General features: G+C 61.7%; 14 protein-coding genes and 2 pseudogenes. 7 read left to right on the top strand and 9 right to left on the bottom strand.

Translation table 11 applies throughout. From position 1 onward, the window contains the following. Positions 1-131: 131 nt before the first annotated feature. The 4 genes and pseudogenes from ACR9ZC_RS18530 to ACR9ZC_RS18515 all read right to left on the bottom strand — a co-directional run. A pseudogene (locus ACR9ZC_RS18530) lies at positions 132-425 on the bottom strand (2-dehydropantoate 2-reductase N-terminal domain-containing protein); the annotation flags it as partial. 164 nt (positions 426-589) lie between these two features. Beyond that, positions 590-1,600 (bottom strand): Gfo/Idh/MocA family protein, encoded by a 1,011-nt coding sequence (locus ACR9ZC_RS18525; protein ID WP_481581404.1) that lies wholly within the window; start codon positions 1,598-1,600, stop codon positions 590-592. A 34-nt stretch (positions 1,601-1,634) separates the two neighbouring features. Continuing rightward, a complete protein-coding gene (locus ACR9ZC_RS18520) occupies positions 1,635-2,471 on the bottom strand; it encodes a shikimate dehydrogenase family protein (RefSeq protein WP_481581403.1) in 837 nt (278 codons plus the stop codon). 144 nt (positions 2,472-2,615) lie between these two features. Continuing rightward, on the bottom strand, positions 2,616-4,052 hold the full coding sequence (locus ACR9ZC_RS18515; protein WP_481581402.1) for an MFS transporter: 1,437 nt from the start codon (positions 4,050-4,052) through the stop codon (positions 2,616-2,618). A gap of 83 nt (positions 4,053-4,135) precedes the next feature. Here ACR9ZC_RS18515 and ACR9ZC_RS18510 point away from each other — a divergent pair, with 83 nt between their 5' ends. The 7 genes from ACR9ZC_RS18510 to ACR9ZC_RS18480 all read left to right on the top strand — a co-directional run bounded on the left by ACR9ZC_RS18510 (position 4,136) and on the right by ACR9ZC_RS18480 (position 11,943). Next, the gene (locus tag ACR9ZC_RS18510) at positions 4,136-4,945 is read left to right on the top strand and encodes an IclR family transcriptional regulator (protein WP_481581401.1); all 810 of its coding nucleotides are present in this window, start codon (positions 4,136-4,138) and stop codon (positions 4,943-4,945) included. 2 nt (positions 4,946-4,947) lie between these two features. Continuing rightward, entirely contained in the window at positions 4,948-5,754 is an 807-nt protein-coding gene (locus tag ACR9ZC_RS18505) for a 2-keto-4-pentenoate hydratase (protein ID WP_481582711.1), read from the top strand. Between the two features lie 9 nt (positions 5,755-5,763). Next, complete coding sequence (locus ACR9ZC_RS18500; RefSeq protein ID WP_481581400.1) at positions 5,764-6,690, top strand: fumarylacetoacetate hydrolase family protein; 927 nt, start codon at positions 5,764-5,766, stop codon at positions 6,688-6,690. After that, positions 6,687-7,382 (top strand): hypothetical protein, encoded by a 696-nt coding sequence (locus tag ACR9ZC_RS18495; protein WP_481581399.1) that lies wholly within the window; start codon positions 6,687-6,689, stop codon positions 7,380-7,382. The genes ACR9ZC_RS18500 and ACR9ZC_RS18495 overlap by 4 nt, the downstream gene beginning before the upstream one ends. A 720-nt stretch (positions 7,383-8,102) precedes the next feature. Continuing rightward, on the top strand, positions 8,103-8,786 hold the full coding sequence (locus ACR9ZC_RS18490) for a DUF4336 domain-containing protein (protein ID WP_481581398.1): 684 nt from the start codon (positions 8,103-8,105) through the stop codon (positions 8,784-8,786). Positions 8,787-8,986: 200 nt separating this feature from the next. Further along, a complete protein-coding gene (locus tag ACR9ZC_RS18485) occupies positions 8,987-10,129 on the top strand; it encodes an aminotransferase class V-fold PLP-dependent enzyme (RefSeq protein ID WP_481581397.1) in 1,143 nt (380 codons plus the stop codon). A 134-nt stretch (positions 10,130-10,263) separates the two neighbouring features. Further along, on the top strand, positions 10,264-11,943 hold the full coding sequence (locus ACR9ZC_RS18480) for an ABC-F family ATP-binding cassette domain-containing protein (protein WP_481581396.1): 1,680 nt from the start codon (positions 10,264-10,266) through the stop codon (positions 11,941-11,943). A gap of 122 nt (positions 11,944-12,065) precedes the next feature. On the opposite strand, the gene ACR9ZC_RS18475 is transcribed toward ACR9ZC_RS18480, so the two are convergent. From ACR9ZC_RS18475 to ACR9ZC_RS18455, 5 genes and pseudogenes are all read right to left on the bottom strand, one after another. After that, on the bottom strand, positions 12,066-13,088 hold the full coding sequence (locus ACR9ZC_RS18475; protein ID WP_481581395.1) for a histone deacetylase family protein: 1,023 nt from the start codon (positions 13,086-13,088) through the stop codon (positions 12,066-12,068). A 40-nt stretch (positions 13,089-13,128) separates the two neighbouring features. Further along, positions 13,129-13,965, bottom strand: a complete 837-nt coding sequence (locus tag ACR9ZC_RS18470) for an aldo/keto reductase (RefSeq protein ID WP_481581394.1) — start codon at positions 13,963-13,965, stop codon at positions 13,129-13,131. A gap of 19 nt (positions 13,966-13,984) precedes the next feature. Then, positions 13,985-14,439: pseudogene (locus ACR9ZC_RS18465) on the bottom strand (aminotransferase class III-fold pyridoxal phosphate-dependent enzyme); the annotation flags it as partial. A gap of 106 nt (positions 14,440-14,545) precedes the next feature. Then, positions 14,546-16,555 carry a hydantoinase B/oxoprolinase family protein gene (locus tag ACR9ZC_RS18460; RefSeq protein WP_481581393.1) on the bottom strand — a complete coding sequence of 670 codons (2,010 nt, stop codon included), beginning with the start codon at positions 16,553-16,555 and terminating at the stop codon, positions 14,546-14,548. A 29-nt stretch (positions 16,556-16,584) separates the two neighbouring features. After that, positions 16,585-18,624 carry a hydantoinase/oxoprolinase family protein gene (locus tag ACR9ZC_RS18455; protein WP_481581392.1) on the bottom strand — a complete coding sequence of 680 codons (2,040 nt, stop codon included), beginning with the start codon at positions 18,622-18,624 and terminating at the stop codon, positions 16,585-16,587. Positions 18,625-18,658 lie beyond the last annotated feature (34 nt).

Raw genomic sequence — 18,658 nt, 5'->3', positions numbered from 1 at the left:
CTGAAGACGTTTCAGGAGCGCAAATATTGTGGTGAGCGCCAAAAAATGTTCTCTTGCGCGACTGCCGGTTCATTCGTCGCACGACCGATATTGCACGTCGAACCGCCGCGCCGATGCGAGCCGTTATCCCAGACAACGGTCCTGTTACCGCTCAGGGCAGAAAGCCACGGCGCTGCCGCGTCCACCTGTGTTGACTTCACCGCGACAAAAACCAGGTCGAACGTGTTTTCGACCTCAGCCGGATTGGTTCGCACAGGCCCCGGCACCGCGATGCGACCGCCGTCGAAGCGGAGCTCGAGGTGTTCGTGCGCTGAACGGCCGCAAATGGTCGGTGTTCGTCCGACCTCATGAAGGACCGCCGCCACGGTCGTGCCGATTGCACCCGGCCCAACGAGGGCGATCGTTGGGTTTTCCGACATCGTCATTACGTCCCTCCCGATCGTCTGTGCTGGTTCGACTGCGTGCAGCCCCTACGCATCATCTCGCAATTTCGCAGGCGGCGTGGCTGCGCAGACGGGCATTACGTCGCCGTCGGCGTATGCCACCTGAGCTGAGCGGCGATCCGCTCGGGAGGGCACCGTCGAGATCGTCAGGCAGATAGATGAAGAGACACTCCGCCTCGTTGGGCCGAGGCGTAGGCTGCATCCATGACTTGCATCATCCGCTCCGCATCGCGCAACGATGCAATCGGCTTTGCGCCAGTCTGACTTTCAGCGAGGACGCGCTTGACGAACAACGGATAGTAGACGTCGGTCTCAAGCTGAAGGCGGCGGCTGCGCGTGCCCGCGGCAAGATTATTTCTGTCGCGGATCTCGATTCGGTCCGGACCAGACTTCGCGTACATGCGGTCCGAAGCGAGAGTGAAGGAAAATTCGCGCTGCTCGTCGGCGGTACTGGGAAAGCTGTATCCCGTCTCCACCAGGCCGATCACGCCGTCTTCGGTTTGCATGGTCACCAGCGAATAATCTTCTACGGCACCTCCATGCGTTCTCGAGTTCATGACGGCGGAGACACGGGCAACCTCTTTGCCGGTGAGCAATCTAAACAAGTCGATGAAGTGTGTCGCCAGGTTGATCGTCGATCCGCCGCCGGAATATGCCGGGTCGATTGCCCAACCGGAGCCTGCGGCTTCGTATCGACTGGGCGGCCCGGCAATAAAGCGAAACGACATGTAATTAAAGTCTGATGGTATGCGCCCCTCCGCTTCTTCGAGTGAGCGGAGCAGCTCGCTCATCCGGAAGATCAGCGGCACCGCGCAATAAAGATTCGCTTCCTCGGTCAGTGTGCGAAGCCGGGTGACTTGGGACATGTTGACGCCGCACGGCTTTTCCAACGCGAACGGAATGTTCCGCGCGATTACGGCCTCGGCGAGCGCCGGCATTTCGGAATGCCGCCCGAACACAAACGCGAAATCGACCTCCTCGCGCTCAAGCAACTCGTAGGCGGACGAGTACAACTTGCTTCCGAATCGTGCGGCAATCGCCTCGCCCTTCACGTGCTCCGCGTCAGACAGGGCAACCACCTCGATCCCGGGCGCTTCAAGCGCATCGAGATACAGAGGGACATGCCAATGACTGGCCTCCAACAAGGCGACCTTCATACATATTTTCCTTCGTGCGCTTTTGCCTCGGTGCTCATTTCAGGCTCTCGCTGCTTGTCAGACGGCCATCGGGGCGGTAGTCGAACCCAAGAAAGCGCAGCGCGTACAAAGCCTGTCCCTGGTGCATTGGACCGCCGTCCTGGGTACGGCATTCACGTGCCTGAGCAGCTCGGAGAAGCGGCGTCGGCTCGGGCGTATTAACGATGTCTACGACGATGGTGCCGGGTTCGAGCCGCTGCGGGTCGACCGGCATGGCATCGTTCGCGTTCATGCCGAGCGGGGTGGCATTGATCACGACCTCGAAGCCATGCGGATCCGCTGGCCCTGAACGCGTAGCACAACCGGTTTCAGCGGCAACAGACGCCGCAAGATCGTTGGCGCGGTGCTCGTCGACATCGGAGATGGTCAGCTTGCTAGCGCCTGCGGAAGCGACGGCAAATGCGATCGCTCTACCTGCGCCTCCTGCGCCGACGAGAAGCACCGACTTATTCGCCGGATGGTGACCTTCCCATTCCATCCCAAGAACGCAGCCGACGCCATCGGATATCGTGCCGACCCAGCGTCCATCTGCTTGGCAGCGGATGACATTGAGCGCGCCGGCTTGGCGAGCAGTCGAGGTCAGCTCATCGACGAAGGTGAGCATTCGTTGCTTATGAGGCATCGTGACCAGCATGCCGGACAGATTGCCGATCGCTCTTGCGCCCGTAACGAAGGCGGATAGATCGTCCGCCTTAATACAGAAAGGAACGCAAACTGCGTCGGCGCGCTGTTCGACAAACAGTTGGTTCAACAATCGTGGCGACTTCGCCGTGCTGAGCGGGTCGCCTACCAACCCAAAGAGTCGCGTCGTGCCCGAGATATGGGGTTCCATTGCGGCTTGATGTTCAATGTAAAACGAAAGTCAATTCAAGCACATTCGAAACGGCGTAGCGCTACGAAGTGCACGTTTGCATGCGGCGTCCAACTTGCGTTGACCCAACGCGGTCGATACGCCGAGTAGGCGGCCGGCGGCGGGTTAGGACCGCAACACTTTTTTCGCAAACTGCGGTTCGTCGACATCCTTGCTCGTCGCGGCGATGGCCTCACTGCGCAGGCGTTCATATTCGGCCTCGGGTACAGGAATCGCGTTGCGGTCTCCCAGCTCAGCAAGGCGAATGCGATACGTTTCTCGGGTGGTGAACGCGGCAAACGCGGCGACGAGACAAATGCCGAAGGTGAGACAGCCGATCTTCAACGGGATGTTGGAGGACCCCGGGGGCGCGACTGCGACGAAAAGCGACGGCAGCAGGGCACACAAAGTCGTCCCCACGTTTTGTCCGATTGCCATGCCGCAGACACGCACGCGCGTGCGGAACAGTTCGGGGAAAAGACTCGGGAACACGCCGTTGAAGCCTTGGTAAGCGACGCCCCACATGAGCAATGAGAAGACGAGTGAGAGCCAGATGCTATGAATGCTGATGGCGTACAGGTAGCCGAAAGCGAAGATTCCGGAGCTGACAACGCCGACGATAACGGGGGGCCTGCGACCGATCTTGTCAGAGAGGTTGCCGACGAGTGGGATCAGTATTACGGAGCACAGGTTGCCGAGGACCGGTACCCACAGAAAGACGCTGGCAGGAAACCCAATACCGTACGCCGGCTGGACTGCATAGGTCGCGCCGAACACAGTCGCGAGGAGCGCGGTGACCGCGGCAAGCGCCATGCCGACAACGCGCAAGACGTCGCCCCAACTCTGGCGAAGGACTTCGACGACCGGCGAAGGCGGAACTTCTCCGTGTGCCTGCTCTTCCGCAAAAGCTGGCGTCTCGTCGACCTCGCGCCGAATGATGTAGCCCACGATGATCACGACGATGCTCAGCAGGAACGGGATGCGCCACCCCCAGGCAGCAAACTGATCCTTCGGCATGAAGTGCGCGAGCGGCAAGAAGACGGCTGCCGCGAGGAGTTGCCCCGCCTGCACCCCCTGGAGAGTAAAGCTCGCAAAGTACCCGCGTCGTCCGAACGGCGCATGTTCGAGAATCATCGAGCTCGCGCCGGACATCTCTCCCGCGACCGCGAATCCCTGAATGAGCCGCAGGATGACGAGCAGCACGGGCGCCCAGATGCCGATCTGCTTGTAGGTGGGCAAGAGGCCGACACACATCGTTGCGGCACCCATCAGGAGCATGCAGAAGATCAGCACCGTCTTGCGGCCATGACGGTCGCCGACGTGCCCGAGCACCATCGCCCCTATCGGACGGGCCACGTAGCCGACGCCGAAGGTGGCCAGTGACGCGACGATGCCTACCGTTGGATTGCCGGACGGAAAGAAGAGTTGCGGGAACAGCAATGACGCCGCGGTCGCGTAGATGAAAAAGTCGTAGTACTCGAGCGCCGAGCCGATCCAACCACTGGCTGCTGCGACCTTCGACTGGCGCTTGCCGTGGGGCTTGGCCGATGCTTTTGCGTTCATGCCTGTCTCCATGTAATTGACTTTCCGGTGCCATTCTTTTATTGTTGTAACATCGTTCCAATAGGAAGGATGTTACCCACATTATGAGAGTTGTCAAGGGAGCAGTGGACCGGTCGCTCCAAGCGATCGAGTTGCTCGCACGTGAGGCGCGCTGGATGCGTATGTCGGACATCGCCGCCGAACTCGAGCTGGAAAAAGGCCCCGCGCATCGAGTACTGGCACAGTTGTGCGAGCAAGGCTGGGCTGAACAAGACGAAAGCACGTCGCAATATCGTCTGACCCTGAAGCTTTCCCTGTTGGGTCAGCGGTACTTGCATGGCCTCGGCTTGCCGGGCCTGGTGCAGCCGATCCTCGATGACGTGGCGGCGCAGTGCCGCGAGCTGGTTCGGCTAACCGTCGCAAGTGAAGGAACGCTCGCGTGGCTGGCGTCCTCTCAAGGCGCAGCCCCGGGCCTCATGTATTCGCCGTCCATGGATAGCCCTATCACCTTGCATGCAACGGCGAACGGGAAAGCGTGGCTCGCGTCGATGCCGAACGACGTGGCGATCGAATGTGCATTGCGTGGTGGACTTGGAAAAGCCGCCGCCAGCGCATATGGGCCCAAAGCGATCGCCAGCGTCGAACAGTTGATCCCCGAGCTGGAGCTCACCCGACAGCGCGGCTATGGGCTTGTTGTAGAGGAGGCGGAGCCGGGCGTTGCCGCGTTGGCGGTGGCTGTGCGATCGCTGGCCGACAATACGGTGGTCGGCACGATGAGCATCGCTGGACCGGTGATGCGAGTTCGGCCCGAGCGCTACGACGACTTCCACGCGTTATTGAAAGAAGCGGCTTCGAAGCTGGGTGCGGTATGGCCGCGTCAAAGCGTTGGCGCGAACGTAAGCGAGGCGGCGTGAATATGACAGCCGCGCCGCAGGCCGCTGAGGCCATCGCCAGTCGGCGTGAACAGGCAGCAAGTATTCTTGTGACAGCGCGCCAAAAAGGCATGCTCCTAGAGGGTCTGCCAGTCGAGGTGCTGCCCGCGAATCTGGACGACGGTTTCGCAATCCAGCAAGAGGTCAGCCATCAGCTAGGGCGGCGGATCGTCGCATGGAAATGTGCGCTTCCGCAGCCGGGCAAAGTCATCGCAGCGCCGATCCATGACGTTGATATTCATCGAGGCGATGTATGTCGCATCAGTGCGCCTGCGCGCGCCTCTGTGAGGGCGGAGCCGGAACTGGCCTGTCTACTGAACCGCGACCTGCCGCCGCGGCGCGAAGCTTATGGCGAAGCTGAAGTGCTCGACGCTCTTGGGAACACGCACCTCGCGCTCGAATTGCTAGGCAGTCGTTACTCGCATCCCGAAAGGCTGTCGTTCCCTGAACTACTGGCAGACGGCCTGTTCAATGCCGGCCTTGTCGTTGGACCCCGCGTTCGCTTACCCGATGGTGCCACGCCGGCCGATCTCCCTGTGGAATTCGACCTCAGTCTGGCTCGCCTCGGGGAAAAAGCGGTCACGTTCACGGGGCGCCACCCCGATCGGGGCATGCTCGCGCCGATTGTGTGGCTCGCCAATTTCCTTCGCGTCCGCGGCGTCGGGCTGCATGCCGGCCAAGCTGTGATCACCGGGTCTTACGCGGGCGTTCTCGAGTTGCCAGTGGGTCGAGAGTTGCATATCGGCTTCGGCGAGCTCGGCACATTGCCGATTACCTTTTTGTCTTGTTAGGAGTACTACATGCGTCTCGTCCGTTTTGGCCAGCCTGGTCATGAGCACCCCGGTATTATCGATTCGAGCGGCGCGATCCGAGATCTGACCGGCATCGTGGACGACATCGATGGAACGACGATCACGCCAGTCGCCCTTGCAAGGCTGCGCGAACTCGATCTGGATCGTCTACCCGTCGTTGATGCGGGGACGCGTCTCGGCGCCTGCATCGGCAATGTCCGTAATCTCGTGTGCATTGGTCTGAACTACTCCGATCATGCTGCCGAAACCGACACGCCGATCCCTCGGGAACCTGTGGTGTTCAACAAGCATACGGGCTCCATCAGCGGCCCCAACGATCCGGTCGTCTTGCCCGTAGACGCACAAAAGCTCGATTGGGAGGTAGAACTCGGCGTCGTAATCGGCAAACCCGCGTGGCAAGTCGACGAAGCCGATGCGCTGGACCATGTGGCGGGTTACTGCCTTGCAAACGATGTTTCGGAACGCGCGTATCAGCTCGAACGCGAAGGGCAGTGGACCAAGGGTAAAAGCGGATTTTCGTTCGCTCCGCTGGGTCCGTGGCTGCTGACACGCGACGAAGTTCCCGATCCGCAGGTGCTCGACCTTTGGCTTGACGTGAACGGTACTCGCCGTCAGACCGGCAACACACGCACCATGATCTTCAACGTCGCGCACATCGTGGCGTATCTCAGCCGTTTCATGCCATTGATGGCTGGCGATGTGATCATTACGGGCACGCCTCCCGGCGTGGGCCTCGGTCAGAAGCCGCCTGTCTTCCTGAAAGCAGGCGACACCATGACGCTCGGCGGCAGCGGGCTCGGTGTGCAGACACAAACGGTTGTCCAGTACGCGGACGCGCTTGGCGCAGCCTGGGGCCGCGGCGAGTATCCATCAGCGCTTCAAGACGATTCGATTTATCAGAGGGAGGAGATATGAGTCTTTCGGGAACGGGCGTCGTCGCAATCTGGCATGACCTGCTGCCGGAAGCGAAGGACGAATTTTACGAGTGGCACAACCGCGAGCACATGCCCGAACGCGCCGGCATCCCCGGGTTCAGGCGCGGGCGGCGCTTCATAGCACTGGATGCAGGCCCCGAGTACTTCAATCTCTACGAGGCCGACACCGTCGAGGTGCTTGGCGCGCAAGATTACCTTTCTCGGCTGAACACGCCGACGCCGTGGACCAAGCAGGTCGTTGCCTCTTTCCGGAGCGTGGCACGCTCGATCTGCCACGTCGCCTATTCGGACGGCGTTGGGCAGGGGGCCTATCTCACGACCGTGCGCTTCGACGTGCCATCGGATGCACGGGCAGAGGTCGTGAAGGGTTTGCGTCAGCGCGTCCTGCCGCCCCTCGTCGACCTACCCGGTATCACGGGCGTGCACCTGTGCCTTGCAGACGAAGCGATCAGCAAGGTGGAAACGGCGGAAAAGAAGGCGCGTTCGGAGGGCACCAGGATACCGACATGGATCGTGCTGGTCGAAGGGTGCCGGGCAGGCAATGTCCGTTCAGCTGCTGACCGCTTTGTTTCGGGACTTGCGGCATTGCCCGGAGCGGGCGCGACAGCGCCAGATACGACTCTCTATCAACTTGAGTACACGCGCTGCAAGACGCCTTGGAGCGCTGGCTGACAGATCGCAGGTATGGCGAAAGCGGATGCGATCATCGCGTCCCTTTCTCCCGTTCGCACCACCGCGATCGCCGTTAATCGCTTGCGCCTTGCGGTAACCCTGCATGTCCGCCAGCTCCGGCCGGAGCGGCGGGCACAGGGGCAGGAGCAGCAGCGGCGGGAGCAGAAGCTGCAGCATCAGCGGCAGGACCCGAGGCGGCAGCGGCGGGCGGCGCTTCGAGAGAAGCAGCGCTCGAAGTGGCGGCCGCGTCCGACGCGGGGGGGGCCGCAGATTCATCGCTGCTCTTGCTGCATGCGGCGAAGGCCGTAGCCGCCAGCAGCGACGCTATTACGAGGGATGTCTTCAAGATCACGTCCTTCTATGGTTAAAGAAGAGTTCGGAACCTCGGCAACGGCTTATCGCGGAACGAGAACTCGGTTGCCCGGGAGAGGACTCGCGCTTTATGACTAAATGAATGATTGAAAAGGGAATTATAGCGGCCTAGTGTAGCAAGATAGCGGCCGGGCACGCACCGATGTACCAGTTCGGACCGACCAAGCGCTCTCCGGCGAACGTTGTAGGCCGATCGCTACGTGAAATGAGGATACGTGCCACTGCTTATGCGTATTACTATTTAACCGCGAGTTTCTGAACCCCCATTCCCATTACATGATGCCGCACACGCTATTCGGCGCCGGGAGCATCGCCTTGCCATATCGTCCTTGCGAGACATCTCGACCAATGCTGACTGCGTTCGGACAGAATTTGTATTTTGCCGATGGGCCAGCTGTATCGTTCTATGGATTTCCATACCCGACCCGCATGGCGGTCGTGCGGCTCTCGTCGGGGAAGACGTGGGTGTGGTCTCCAATCGCGCTGACGGAAGATTTAGCCGTCGCCGTAGAGGCAGTCGGGCCGGTCGCGCATATCGTCTCACCGAACAAACTGCATCATCTCGCGCTCTCGGCGTGGAAGATGCGCTGGCCTGCAGCGAGCATCCATGCCCCTCCGGGGCTCGTTCGAAAAATGAAGGGGTTTCGCTTCGATGCCGAACTTGGCGACGAGCCGGACCGACAATGGATCGACGACATCGATCAAGTTGTGTTTCGCGGATCGTTTGCCATGGAAGAAGTAGTGTTCTTCCATCGCGTATCACGCACCGCCATCTTCGGCGACCTGATCCAACGCTTTCCCGAGGAGGTGGCCACAGGGTGGAAAGGCATACTCCTGCGGCTTGACGACCTCGTCGGACCGCACGGCAGCACGCCGCGCGAATGGCGACTGAGTTTTCTCTCGCGTGATGCCGCGCGCGCCGCTCGCCAAAGAGTGCTCGATTGGAAGCCCGAGCGCCTTCTGATCGCTCATGGCCAATGCGCAGACAGTGGGGCAACGCATGTCATTGCTGAGGCGTTGCGCTGGATTTGATAGCGTTGGCAGCGCGGCGGTAGAAAATTGCTCATGTGCCAGCAACAACAGAGCATTCGCGTGGTTTGGCCTGCGTGAACAGCGATCCAGGCCTCCCGTTACCGTGTAGAGTGACTGCGGTTTTGCCGACGCATCCACGCCGAAATCAGAATAGGACACGGAACATGCTTGCAGATGCTTCATGCGAAAGGAACACCGATGTGGATTGGGAGCAGGTCCGCAAATCGTATCCCGCACAGCAGCCGTTGCTGAATCTGAACAATGCAGCAGTGAGTCCGCCACCGTTCGTCGTTGAGCAGGCGGTCATCGACGCCTACCGCTTCATCAGCAAGAATCCGGACGTCAACATGTGGACCGGTCTCGACCTGAAGCTTCCTGACATCAAGCGGCAGTTGGCGACACTAGCCGATTGCGATGCGGATGAGGTCGTGCTTAACCGCAATGCGAGCGAAGGCCTCAGCGTCGCAATTTTCGGTGTCCAGATGTCCACTGGCGATCGAGTGGTTGTGTCGTCGTGGGACTATCCGAGCGCACTAGGCGGCTGGCAGCAGCGGCGGAGCCGCGAAGGCGTTGTGGTCGACTCGGTGACGTTCGATCCGCTCGCCAGCGACGAGGAAATAATCGGAGCGTATTCTTCGGCGATCTGTCCCGCGACGCGCGTGCTTCATCTGACGCATATGATTCACTGGACAGGCAGGGTGCTGCCTGTTGCCCGCCTGTGTGCGCTCGCACGGGAGCGCGGCATTATCACCATCGTCGACGCAGCGCAATCCTTCGCGCAGATGCCCATCAGCTTCCGCGAGCTCGGCTGCGATTTCTTCGTGACGAGCCTGCATAAATGGCTCGGCGCACCCGTTGGAAACGGCATGATGATCATAAAACGAGGACGCTTACGCGAAACATGGCCATTGCTCGCTTCGTTCGATGCCACGCCCGACACGGTGGACAAGTTCGATCACTGGAACCTCGGCACCTACAATTCGGCATTGCAGGCCGGCATCGAACCGGCGATCGGCTTTCATCAAGCGATCGGTGTCGGGAATATTCATGCGAGGTTGCGCGCACTTACCCGCTACTGGACGCGGCTCGCCGCTGACATTGATGGCTTGCGGATCCACACGCCGCTCGAGACAGAGACGCTGGGTGCGGTGAGCCTGTTTTCCGTCGACGGCATCGATGCCGTGCATCTCGAACGCGTCTTGCGACAATCGTTCTCAATTCATGTTAAATACCGGCGCGTCGGCCAGTTGGAGGGACTGCGTGTGTCGCCGCACATTTACATGAACGAAGCGGACCTGGATGTATTCGTCGATGGACTGCGCAAGGCCGTCAAGTACGCTTAATGAACCGCCGAGGACGCCCATCTTTTCGAGGATGGAATCGGCGGTGGGCGCCGCAAAGCGCAAGCGGATCAGAAAAGAGGCAGCGCTGCACGTCCGGTCGGCTATCATGCCAATCCTCTCCGATGTAGCTCCTTATGATTTCCGTCCGTAATCTCACGCTGCGTCGCGGCGTTAATGTCGTACTCGACCGCGCGTCGATCACATTCACCCCCGGCGAAAAAATTGGTCTTGTCGGCCGCAACGGCGCCGGCAAATCGTCCTTCTTTGGCCTTCTCAACGGAACGCTGCACGAAGACAGCGGCGAGTTCTCGATTCCCGCTGCGTGGAAGATGGGCCAGGTCGCGCAGGAGATGCCGGAGACCGAGCAGAGCGCGACCGACTTCGTAATCGAGGGCGACACTGGGCTGTTGGCGGCGCAGACCGAAGCAGCCGCCGCCGAAGCCAGCGACGACGGCATGCGCATGGCGCACGCCTACATGGCCCTGCACGACGCCGGTGCACACGATGCCCCTGCACGTGCCCAAGCGCTGATCCTGGGCCTTGGCTTCAGTGCTGCGCAGCTTAGCCAGCCGGTCAACAGCTTCTCCGGCGGCTGGCGCATGCGACTGCAACTGGCGCGCGCGCTGATGTGCCCGTCCGACCTGCTGCTGCTCGACGAGCCGACCAACCACCTCGACCTCGACGCGCTGGTCTGGCTGGAAGCCTGGCTCAAACGCTATCAAGGAACCCTGGTAGTGATCAGCCACGATCGCGAATTCCTCGACGCGGTGACGCAGGTGACGGTGCACGTCGACAACGCCAAGCTCGTGCGTTATGGCGGCAACTACAGCAAGTTCGAAGACATGCGCGCCGAGCAGATCGGGTTGCAGCAGGCCGCGGTGGCCAGGCAAGCGGACAAGATCGCTCACCTGCAGAAATTCATCGACCGATTCAAGGCCAAGGCCTCGAAGGCGAAACAGGCGCAGAGCCGGGTCAAGGCGCTCGAACGCATGGAGAAGATCGCACCTGTGCTTGCCGATGCGGAGTTCAACTTCGAGTTCAAGGAGCCCCTCAACGTCCCGAACCCGCTGTTGTCGATGCTGGACACGAGCTTCGGCTACCCCGCGCCGACCGGCGCGCTGCCGGGCACGCCGCCCACGGTCATCGTGCGCGGCATCAGCCGTTCCGTGCTGGCCGGGCAGCGGATCGGCATTCTCGGTGCCAACGGCCAAGGTAAGTCCACGCTGGTGAAGACCGTGGCGCACGCGCTGGCGCCGATCGCCGGCGAAATCAGCGAAGGCAAAGGTCTGAACATCGGCTACTTCGCCCAGCAGGAGCTCGACGTGCTGCGTCCGCTCGACACGCCGATGGAACACATGATCCGCCTTGCCAAGGAGACGCCGGCGCATATGCGCGCCCCCGGCCAGAGTAGCACCGAACAATCGCTTCGCACCTTCCTCGGCACCTTCAACTTCAGTGGCGACATGGTCCATCAGGCGGTTGGCACGATGAGCGGTGGCGAAAAGGCGCGGCTCGTGTTGTGCATGATCGTGTGGCAGCGCCCGAACCTGCTGCTGCTCGACGAGCCTACCAACCACCTAGATCTGGCCACACGCGAAGCGCTAGCCATGGCGCTCAACGAATTCGAAGGCACGGTGATGCTGGTCAGTCACGACCGGGCCCTGTTGCGCGCGGTATGTGATGAGTTCTGGCTGGTGACCAGGGGCGGCGTCGAGCCCTTCGACGGCGATCTGGACGATTACCAGCAGTTCCTGCGCGACGAATCCCGTCGCATGCGCGAGCAGGCTACCTCAGAGCAGAAGGTCATCGCCTGAGTTACCGTAGGCAGGCGTTGCATGGGAGGCGAAGCGCGAACGTTCGCCAACGTCTTAAGCATTCGCGCGGACAGCCTGTTGCAGCGTAACTGTGTCATCGTCCATAGCGACCGTGGGCACTGTTAGCCGCCCTGGAACGTTGCAAGGAATAGCTGCAGGCATGCGCCCAGTTGCGGGTTGATGTAACCACCTTCCTGAACAAGCAGCGTGGGAACATTCAGGGCAGCTAACAAGGATGCTGCTTTTGCGAAGCCATTATTCGTTAGCTGGAAAGTCTTCATCGGATCGTGTATCGACCCGTCAAATCCTAGTGAAATTACAATAGCGCCTGGATTGAATGCCATGATTCGTCGGACCACCTGGATAACTGCATTGAGCCAGACTTCATCTCCAGTACCAACGGGGAGCGGCATGTTGAGATTGAAACCTTCGCCGGCATCTGCGCCAATTTCATCGTCGTAACCGGCATAGAACGGCGCGCGCTGCGAAGGGTCTGCATGAATGGAGCAAAAAAGAACATCGGAACGGCGATAGAAGATGTGCTGAGTTCCGTTTCCATGGTGCACATCCAGGTCGACGACAGCCACTTTTCCGAAGCGCTTCGTCAATTGTTGTGCCGCAATCGAGGCATTATTTAGAAAACATACACCAGACATCATGTCAGGGAACGCATGATGACCGGGAGGCCGGCATAGCGCGTAGACCTGTTTTGCGCCCTCACCGAGCGAACGCGCACCATTGAGCGCGACGCACGCGCTGGCGAAGACAGCCTTCCACGTGTCTCTTGTGATTGGGCACGAGGTTGAATTACTGTACCAGCCGAGCTCGCCAAGAAGATTTTGGGGTTTGCGCGACATCCTATGGGTAGGATGTACGTTTGGCACTGCGTCGGGGCCAAACTCCGCTTGTTTTTCCCAACGCGAGTAGACCGTCTTGAGAAATTCGACGTAGGCTGGATCGTGGATCTCTAAAATGTCGTTCAGGCCGCTCAATTCTGCGGACCTTACGTCGTGCCCCGCCTGAGTCACGATGTCCAGGAAGATCTTGTAACGTTCTGCCCTGTCGACTTGCGGGATGTATTTTCCGCCACGAAATACACGCTCGGGGTCGTGCAGAGCCTGGTCCTTGTGGTGAAAGACTAGCATCCGAATCCTTATCGCGAGTTTGGAGCCGAGTACGACAGCGTCAGGCGTTATCCCACTCAGGCGCCCACGCCACTTTGCTGACCCGTCCGTCGGGACGAGCGAGCGCGGCGATGCGGCGCATTTCGTGTGGGTCGAGCGCGAAATCGAACACGTCGATGTTTTCGCCGATCCGAATCTCGTTTGACGACTTCGGCACTGCCGCAACGCCGGGCTGCTGGATGAGCCAGCGCAGCAAGACTTGCGACGGCCGTTTTCCGTGGCGCGCCGCGATTTCGGCGATCAGCGGTTCGTCGAGGAGCCGCCCGCTGCCCAGCGGCGTATGCGCGACGAAGGTGATTGCGTGGCGCGCGCACGCATCAAGCACCTTTCGCTGGTCCAGATACGGGTGGTATTCGCACTGATTCACCGACAGCCGTACCGGCGATAATTGCACCGCGCGGTCCAGCCAAGCCACCGGAAAGTTCGACACGCCGACTTGGCGAGCGAGTCCTTGATGATGCGCATCGGCGAGCGCGCCGAGTTGCTCTTTGAGCGGCACGTCGGGATTCGGCCAGTGAATCAGCAATAGATCGACGTAATCGAGTTTCAGCTCGGACAGGCTTCTTTCGAGCGAGCGCTTGAAAGCCGCCGCGCTTAGTTCGGTCCACCAGACTTTCGTGGTCACGAACAGATCATCGCGTGCGATGCCGCTTTGCCGAATGCCTTCGCCGACCGCGGCTTCGTTTTCGTAGCGCGCGGCGGTATCGATGTGCCGGTAGCCCTTTTCGATCGCCGTACGCACTGCGCGCACGCCCTCGTCATGCGTCGATCGCCATGTACCTAAACCGATCGCGGGCAGATGCAGTGTCGTCATGGTCGCCTCGAGGTTCGTCGTCATGCGGGCAGCGTGTCGTTCGCCAATAACCTTCGGGCGGCGGCACGATGCCACCGGTGCCGTTCATCGGTTCGGCGATGAATGCGGCGATCGTGTCGGCGCCTTCGAATTCGATCAACGCTTCGAGTTCGGCGATGCATTGCGCGGTGAAGTCCGCTTCGCACGCGCCAGGGGCACGATCAACCGTCGCGACAATTCGATCACAGGCTCGTTACCGCTGCCGACGTAGGTGTGGTAGTACGACAGCCGCTTGCATTGCGCGGCCATGCGATCGGCGATTTCTTCGCGGCCATAGCCAACGTTGACGCAATACAGTCCGGAGAATCCGTCGATGTACTCGCGCCCGTCGACGTCGGTCAGATAGATCCCGTGCCCTTTGTCGAGGATGAAGCCGGGCAGGGCGCCAGTTGCGTGATCGTTTGCGTGCGTGCCTGGATGAAAAAAGTGACGCCGATCTGTTTCGTGCAGCGATGTCATTGCTCACCCTTCAAAAACGCGTTTGACCGGATGCCGCGCGTGCACCGCCTGCCGTCAAAGGAAAACCGGCAGGCCTCGCGCATCGCGGCGGCATCGGCGAGGGGCGTCAGGCCGCGCGCTGTGCCTCGATGAGTTGCGGATACTTGGCCGCGACCTCGGCGAAGATATCGCGGATCGCCTGACCGCCCGGCTGCAGACGGCCATCGGCTTCCCAGGCATCGAATGTGTCGAAGATTTTGTGCTTGAGGAAGTGACGCCATACCACCGGCACCGCCGCGAGGATCTCCGTCAGCACCGCGTAGCGTTCGCGGGTCCAGCGCGCCTCGTAGGCCGTGCGCGCTGCTCCGTAATCGAAGTGCCCGACGGGGCGGGCGGGCGCTTCGGCCGCGAGCGCGGCGCGTTTCGCCTTGGTCTTGTCCGCATCCACTTCGCCGGCGTTCAGCACCACGCCGTACAGCGTCAGCGCATCGGCTTCGCTCAAGTAGCCGCGCAGAACATCGGTGGCGACCATCTGCGGATCCCGCTCGTACGGATTTCCGTAACCGCCGCCGCCGCAGCCTTCCAGGCGGATCACGTCACCGGGGCCGCACACGACGAGATCGGTGACGCCGAGATCTTCCGCGCGCTCGGTGCCCGGATTGCGCGTGAAGCGCGAATTCGATCCCGCCTTGCCGCCCAGCACGCCCCATGACGCGAAGCGCGAACGGTCGCGATTGCGCGCCGTGACCAGCGTGCCGGGCGAGAACACCCGGAATTCCATGACCGTGCCAAGGCCGCCGCGATAGCGCCCCGCGCCCGCGCTGCCCGGCACCATACCGTACTTGAGGATGCGGATCGGCACTTCGGCTTCGTTGATCTCGACCGGGGTGTTGCGCAGAAACGCGACGTTCGCTCCCGATGCGTCAGAACCGTCCGCGCTGATCATGCCGCCTGCGCCGCCGCCCACCGGACCGATGGCGGCGATCACGGTGCGGCCGTCGCTATCGACCGTGCGCACGTTGAGAATCGACATGCCGCCAGCTGGGCACGCGGGCAGGCGCTCGGGGCAGACCATCGAGAACGCGCCGAAGGTGACGTTCTGCGCGACCTTGCAGGTCAGACTGCGCATGCCGACCGCAGCGGGCGGCACGCAGTTCATGATCGTGCCTTCCGGCAGCACGCAGCGCGCGACCTTCAGCATGCCGGCGTTCAGCAGCAGATCGGGATGCAGCGAATAGAGCACGTAGTTCAGCCCGACGAGGGCGAGCACGTGCCGCTCCTTGCCGCCGGTCGGCATGTTCAGCGACGAATTGAGCTGCGGATCGCTGCCCGTGAAGTCGAGCACGAGCGATTCGCCTTCGACTTTCAGGTTGAGCGCGACGCGTAGCGGCTTGCCGTTGACCGAATCCTCGTCCGCGTATTCGGCGAAGAAGTATTCGCCGTCGGGCATGGCGGCGACGATCGCGCGCGCCTGTTCCTCCGAGTAGTCGATCATCGCGTGCATGCCCGCCTTGAAGTCCTCGACGCCGAAGCGTTCGATGATCTCCAGCACGCGCCGCTCGCCGGTCATCAGCATCGCGATCTGCGCCTTCAGGTCGCCGCGATTCTGCTCGGGGGCGCGCACGTTGATCGCCATGTGATCGAGCAGCGTTTCGTCGAGCACGCCGGCACGCATGATCTTGGTCGGCGCCCAGCGGATGCCTTCCTGATAGATCTCGGTGAGCGTGCGCGACAGCGAGGCTGGCACCGCGCCGCCCATGTCTGTGTTGTGAATATGGCCGCCCACATAGCAGACGATCTCGCCGTTGTAGAACACCGGCTTCCACATCATGACGTCGGGCGTATGCGTGGCGACGTAGCCGCTATAGGCATCGTTGGTCATGCCGATGTCGCCGGGTTCGTAGTGATCGATCGCCTCGATCACCGAGCCGAAGTCGAGGCCCGGATACCAGGTTGCGCCGAGCGTCTTCGGCGACGCGAAGGTGAGGCCTTCCGGCGTCATGATCGTGCAGGAGAAATCCTCGGTTTCCTTGACGAAGGCCGAATGGGCTGTGCGCATCAGCGTATGCGCCATGCTTTCGGCGGCCGCCACGCAATAGTTGGCAAAAATCTGCAGAACGGATCGGTCGAATGTCATTGTCTCAGTCCTTCGAAAGTCATCTGCGCTCACTGCAGCGACAGCAGCAGGTTGCCGTATTCATCGACGACAGCTTCGCAGCCGGGCAGCACGCAGGTCGTCGTATCGTCCTGCGCGATGATCGCGGGGCCGTCGAAACGGTGGCCCGCCAGCAGCACCGAGCGGTGATAGAGCGGCACGCTGCGCCATGCGTCGTCCAGGTATACGTCGATCATCGCCTCGACGGGCGGTGCGCCTTCGCCCACGGCGATCTTCTGCATTTCGGGCTTCGGCGTCGGCAGGCTGATCACGAGGCGCAGGGCCACGACCTGCACGGGCGACGCGGCATCGCTGTGGCCGTACAGGCGGTGATGTTCGCGATGGAATGCGTCGGCGATGGTCGCCATGTCGCCGTTGCGGATCGATTGCGGATCGAGCGGCGTGTCGACTTCGAACGACTGGCCGCGGTAGCGCATGTCGGCCGACACCGACATCTCGGCGCCCTTGTCCGAGCCGGTTTCGCTGACGATCCAGTCGCGCGCCTGCTTTTCGAGCGTGGTGAGATCGACGGACAGTTTGTCGAGCGAGGCGGCGTCGAGCGGGTAGTAGGTGGTGCGCACGAAGTCGTTCTTCGTGTCGGCGATCAGGCCGCCCAGCGCGCTCAGCACGCCCGGCGTGGTGGGCACGACGAGATGCTTCATGTTCAGCGCGCGGGCGAGGAAACCGCCGAGCATCGGCCCGGCGCCACCGAACGGCATCAGCGAGAACGTGCGCGGATCGATGCCGAAGCGCGACACGATGCGGCTGACGCCGCCGTACATGCCGGACACGGCGACATCGATGATCGCCGCGGCGGTCCGATGCACATCCAGCCCGAGGCGCTGGGCGAGCGGCTCGATCGCGCGGCGGCTCGCGTCGACGTCGACCTTCACCGCGTTATACCCGAGCGACGCGCGGCCGAGCACGCCGATCGCCGCGAACGCGTCGGTGATGGTGGGCCGCGTGCCGCCGCGGCCATAGCACACCGGCCCAGGATTCGAGCCGGCGCTCTCCGGGCCGACCTTCAGCACGCCGAAATCGTCTACCCAGGCGATCGAGCCGCCGCCGTCGCCGATCGACGACACGGATACCGACGGAATGTGAATCTGGAAGTCGCCGATGTATTCGCCAGTGGCGTACTGCGGCTTGCCATCGACGATCAGCGCGACATCCGCGGTCGTGCCGCCGATGTCCAGGCTCATGCAGTCCTTGATCTTGCAGATGCCCGCCAGATACGACGCGCCGATCACGCCGGCGGCGGTGCCCGAGAGGATCATTTGCACGCAGTTGCTCTTGCCGTTTTCGGCGCTCATCACGCCGCCGTTGGACTTGGTCACCTTGAGATCCGCGCCGACGCCACTCTCGGCGAGCGCGGCCTGCAGGCGCGAGAGGTATTGCGAGACACGCGGCTGCACATAGCCGCCGATCGTGGCGGTGACGGTGCGCTCGTATTCGCGGATGATCGGCCACACTTCGTGCGAGCACGACACGAAGAATCCGGGCGCGGCCTTTTCGATGATCGCCTTGACCTGCTGCTCGTGCGCGGAGTTGCGGTACGAATGCAGCAGCGAGATGACCACGCCTTCGCATTGCGCCGCCCGTAGCGCGGCGAGCGCGGCCAGCACGCTGGCTTCGTCGATGGGTGTTTCCTCTGTGCCGTCTGGACGCATGCGGCCATCGACGCCGAACACGCGGTCGCGCGTGACGAGCGGATCCGGGCGGCGCGACATCAGGTGATACATGTCGGGGATCTTCAGGCGCGCGATGTCAAGCACATCCTCGAAATGGCGTGTCGTGATGAGCGCGAGGCGCAGGCCCTTGCGCATCACCACCGCGTTCACGCCAACGGTCGTGCCATGCGTGAAGTAGGTGACGTCGCGCGGGTCGATGCCGAAACGCTCGCGCAAGCCTTGCATGCCGTCGATCACTTCGCTGCCCGGCGAGTCCGGCCGCGAAAAAACTTTCAGTGTGCGCGTGGTCCGCGTCTCGTCGTCCAGCACGGCGAAGTCCGTGAACGATCCACCGATGTCTACTCCGATTCTCAAGCCCATTGCCTTCCTCTGCGTTTCTCTAGGTAAGCCTTGC

It is taken from the genome of Trinickia sp. HAY1-2D (assembly GCF_056754935.1).
Note: the sequence above shows the minus strand (reverse complement) of the source record. Positions and strands in the feature narration are given on the sequence as shown.

Coding starts and splice junctions, on each gene's coding strand:
- ACR9ZC_RS18500 (WP_481581400.1), top strand. CDS start 5,764: ATGCGTCTCGTCCGTTTTGGCCAGCCTGGTCATGAGCACCCCGGTATT.
- ACR9ZC_RS18480 (WP_481581396.1), top strand. CDS start 10,264: ATGATTTCCGTCCGTAATCTCACGCTGCGTCGCGGCGTTAATGTCGTA.
- ACR9ZC_RS18455 (WP_481581392.1), bottom strand. CDS start 18,624: ATGGGCTTGAGAATCGGAGTAGACATCGGTGGATCGTTCACGGACTTC.
- ACR9ZC_RS18525 (WP_481581404.1), bottom strand. CDS start 1,600: ATGAAGGTCGCCTTGTTGGAGGCCAGTCATTGGCATGTCCCTCTGTAT.
- ACR9ZC_RS18510 (WP_481581401.1), top strand. CDS start 4,136: ATGAGAGTTGTCAAGGGAGCAGTGGACCGGTCGCTCCAAGCGATCGAG.
- ACR9ZC_RS18490 (WP_481581398.1), top strand. CDS start 8,103: ATGCTGACTGCGTTCGGACAGAATTTGTATTTTGCCGATGGGCCAGCT.
- ACR9ZC_RS18470 (WP_481581394.1), bottom strand. CDS start 13,965: ATGACGACGAACCTCGAGGCGACCATGACGACACTGCATCTGCCCGCG.
- ACR9ZC_RS18475 (WP_481581395.1), bottom strand. CDS start 13,088: ATGCTAGTCTTTCACCACAAGGACCAGGCTCTGCACGACCCCGAGCGT.
- ACR9ZC_RS18505 (WP_481582711.1), top strand. CDS start 4,948: ATGACAGCCGCGCCGCAGGCCGCTGAGGCCATCGCCAGTCGGCGTGAA.
- ACR9ZC_RS18520 (WP_481581403.1), bottom strand. CDS start 2,471: ATGGAACCCCATATCTCGGGCACGACGCGACTCTTTGGGTTGGTAGGC.
- ACR9ZC_RS18515 (WP_481581402.1), bottom strand. CDS start 4,052: ATGAACGCAAAAGCATCGGCCAAGCCCCACGGCAAGCGCCAGTCGAAG.
- ACR9ZC_RS18460 (WP_481581393.1), bottom strand. CDS start 16,555: ATGACATTCGACCGATCCGTTCTGCAGATTTTTGCCAACTATTGCGTG.
- ACR9ZC_RS18495 (WP_481581399.1), top strand. CDS start 6,687: ATGAGTCTTTCGGGAACGGGCGTCGTCGCAATCTGGCATGACCTGCTG.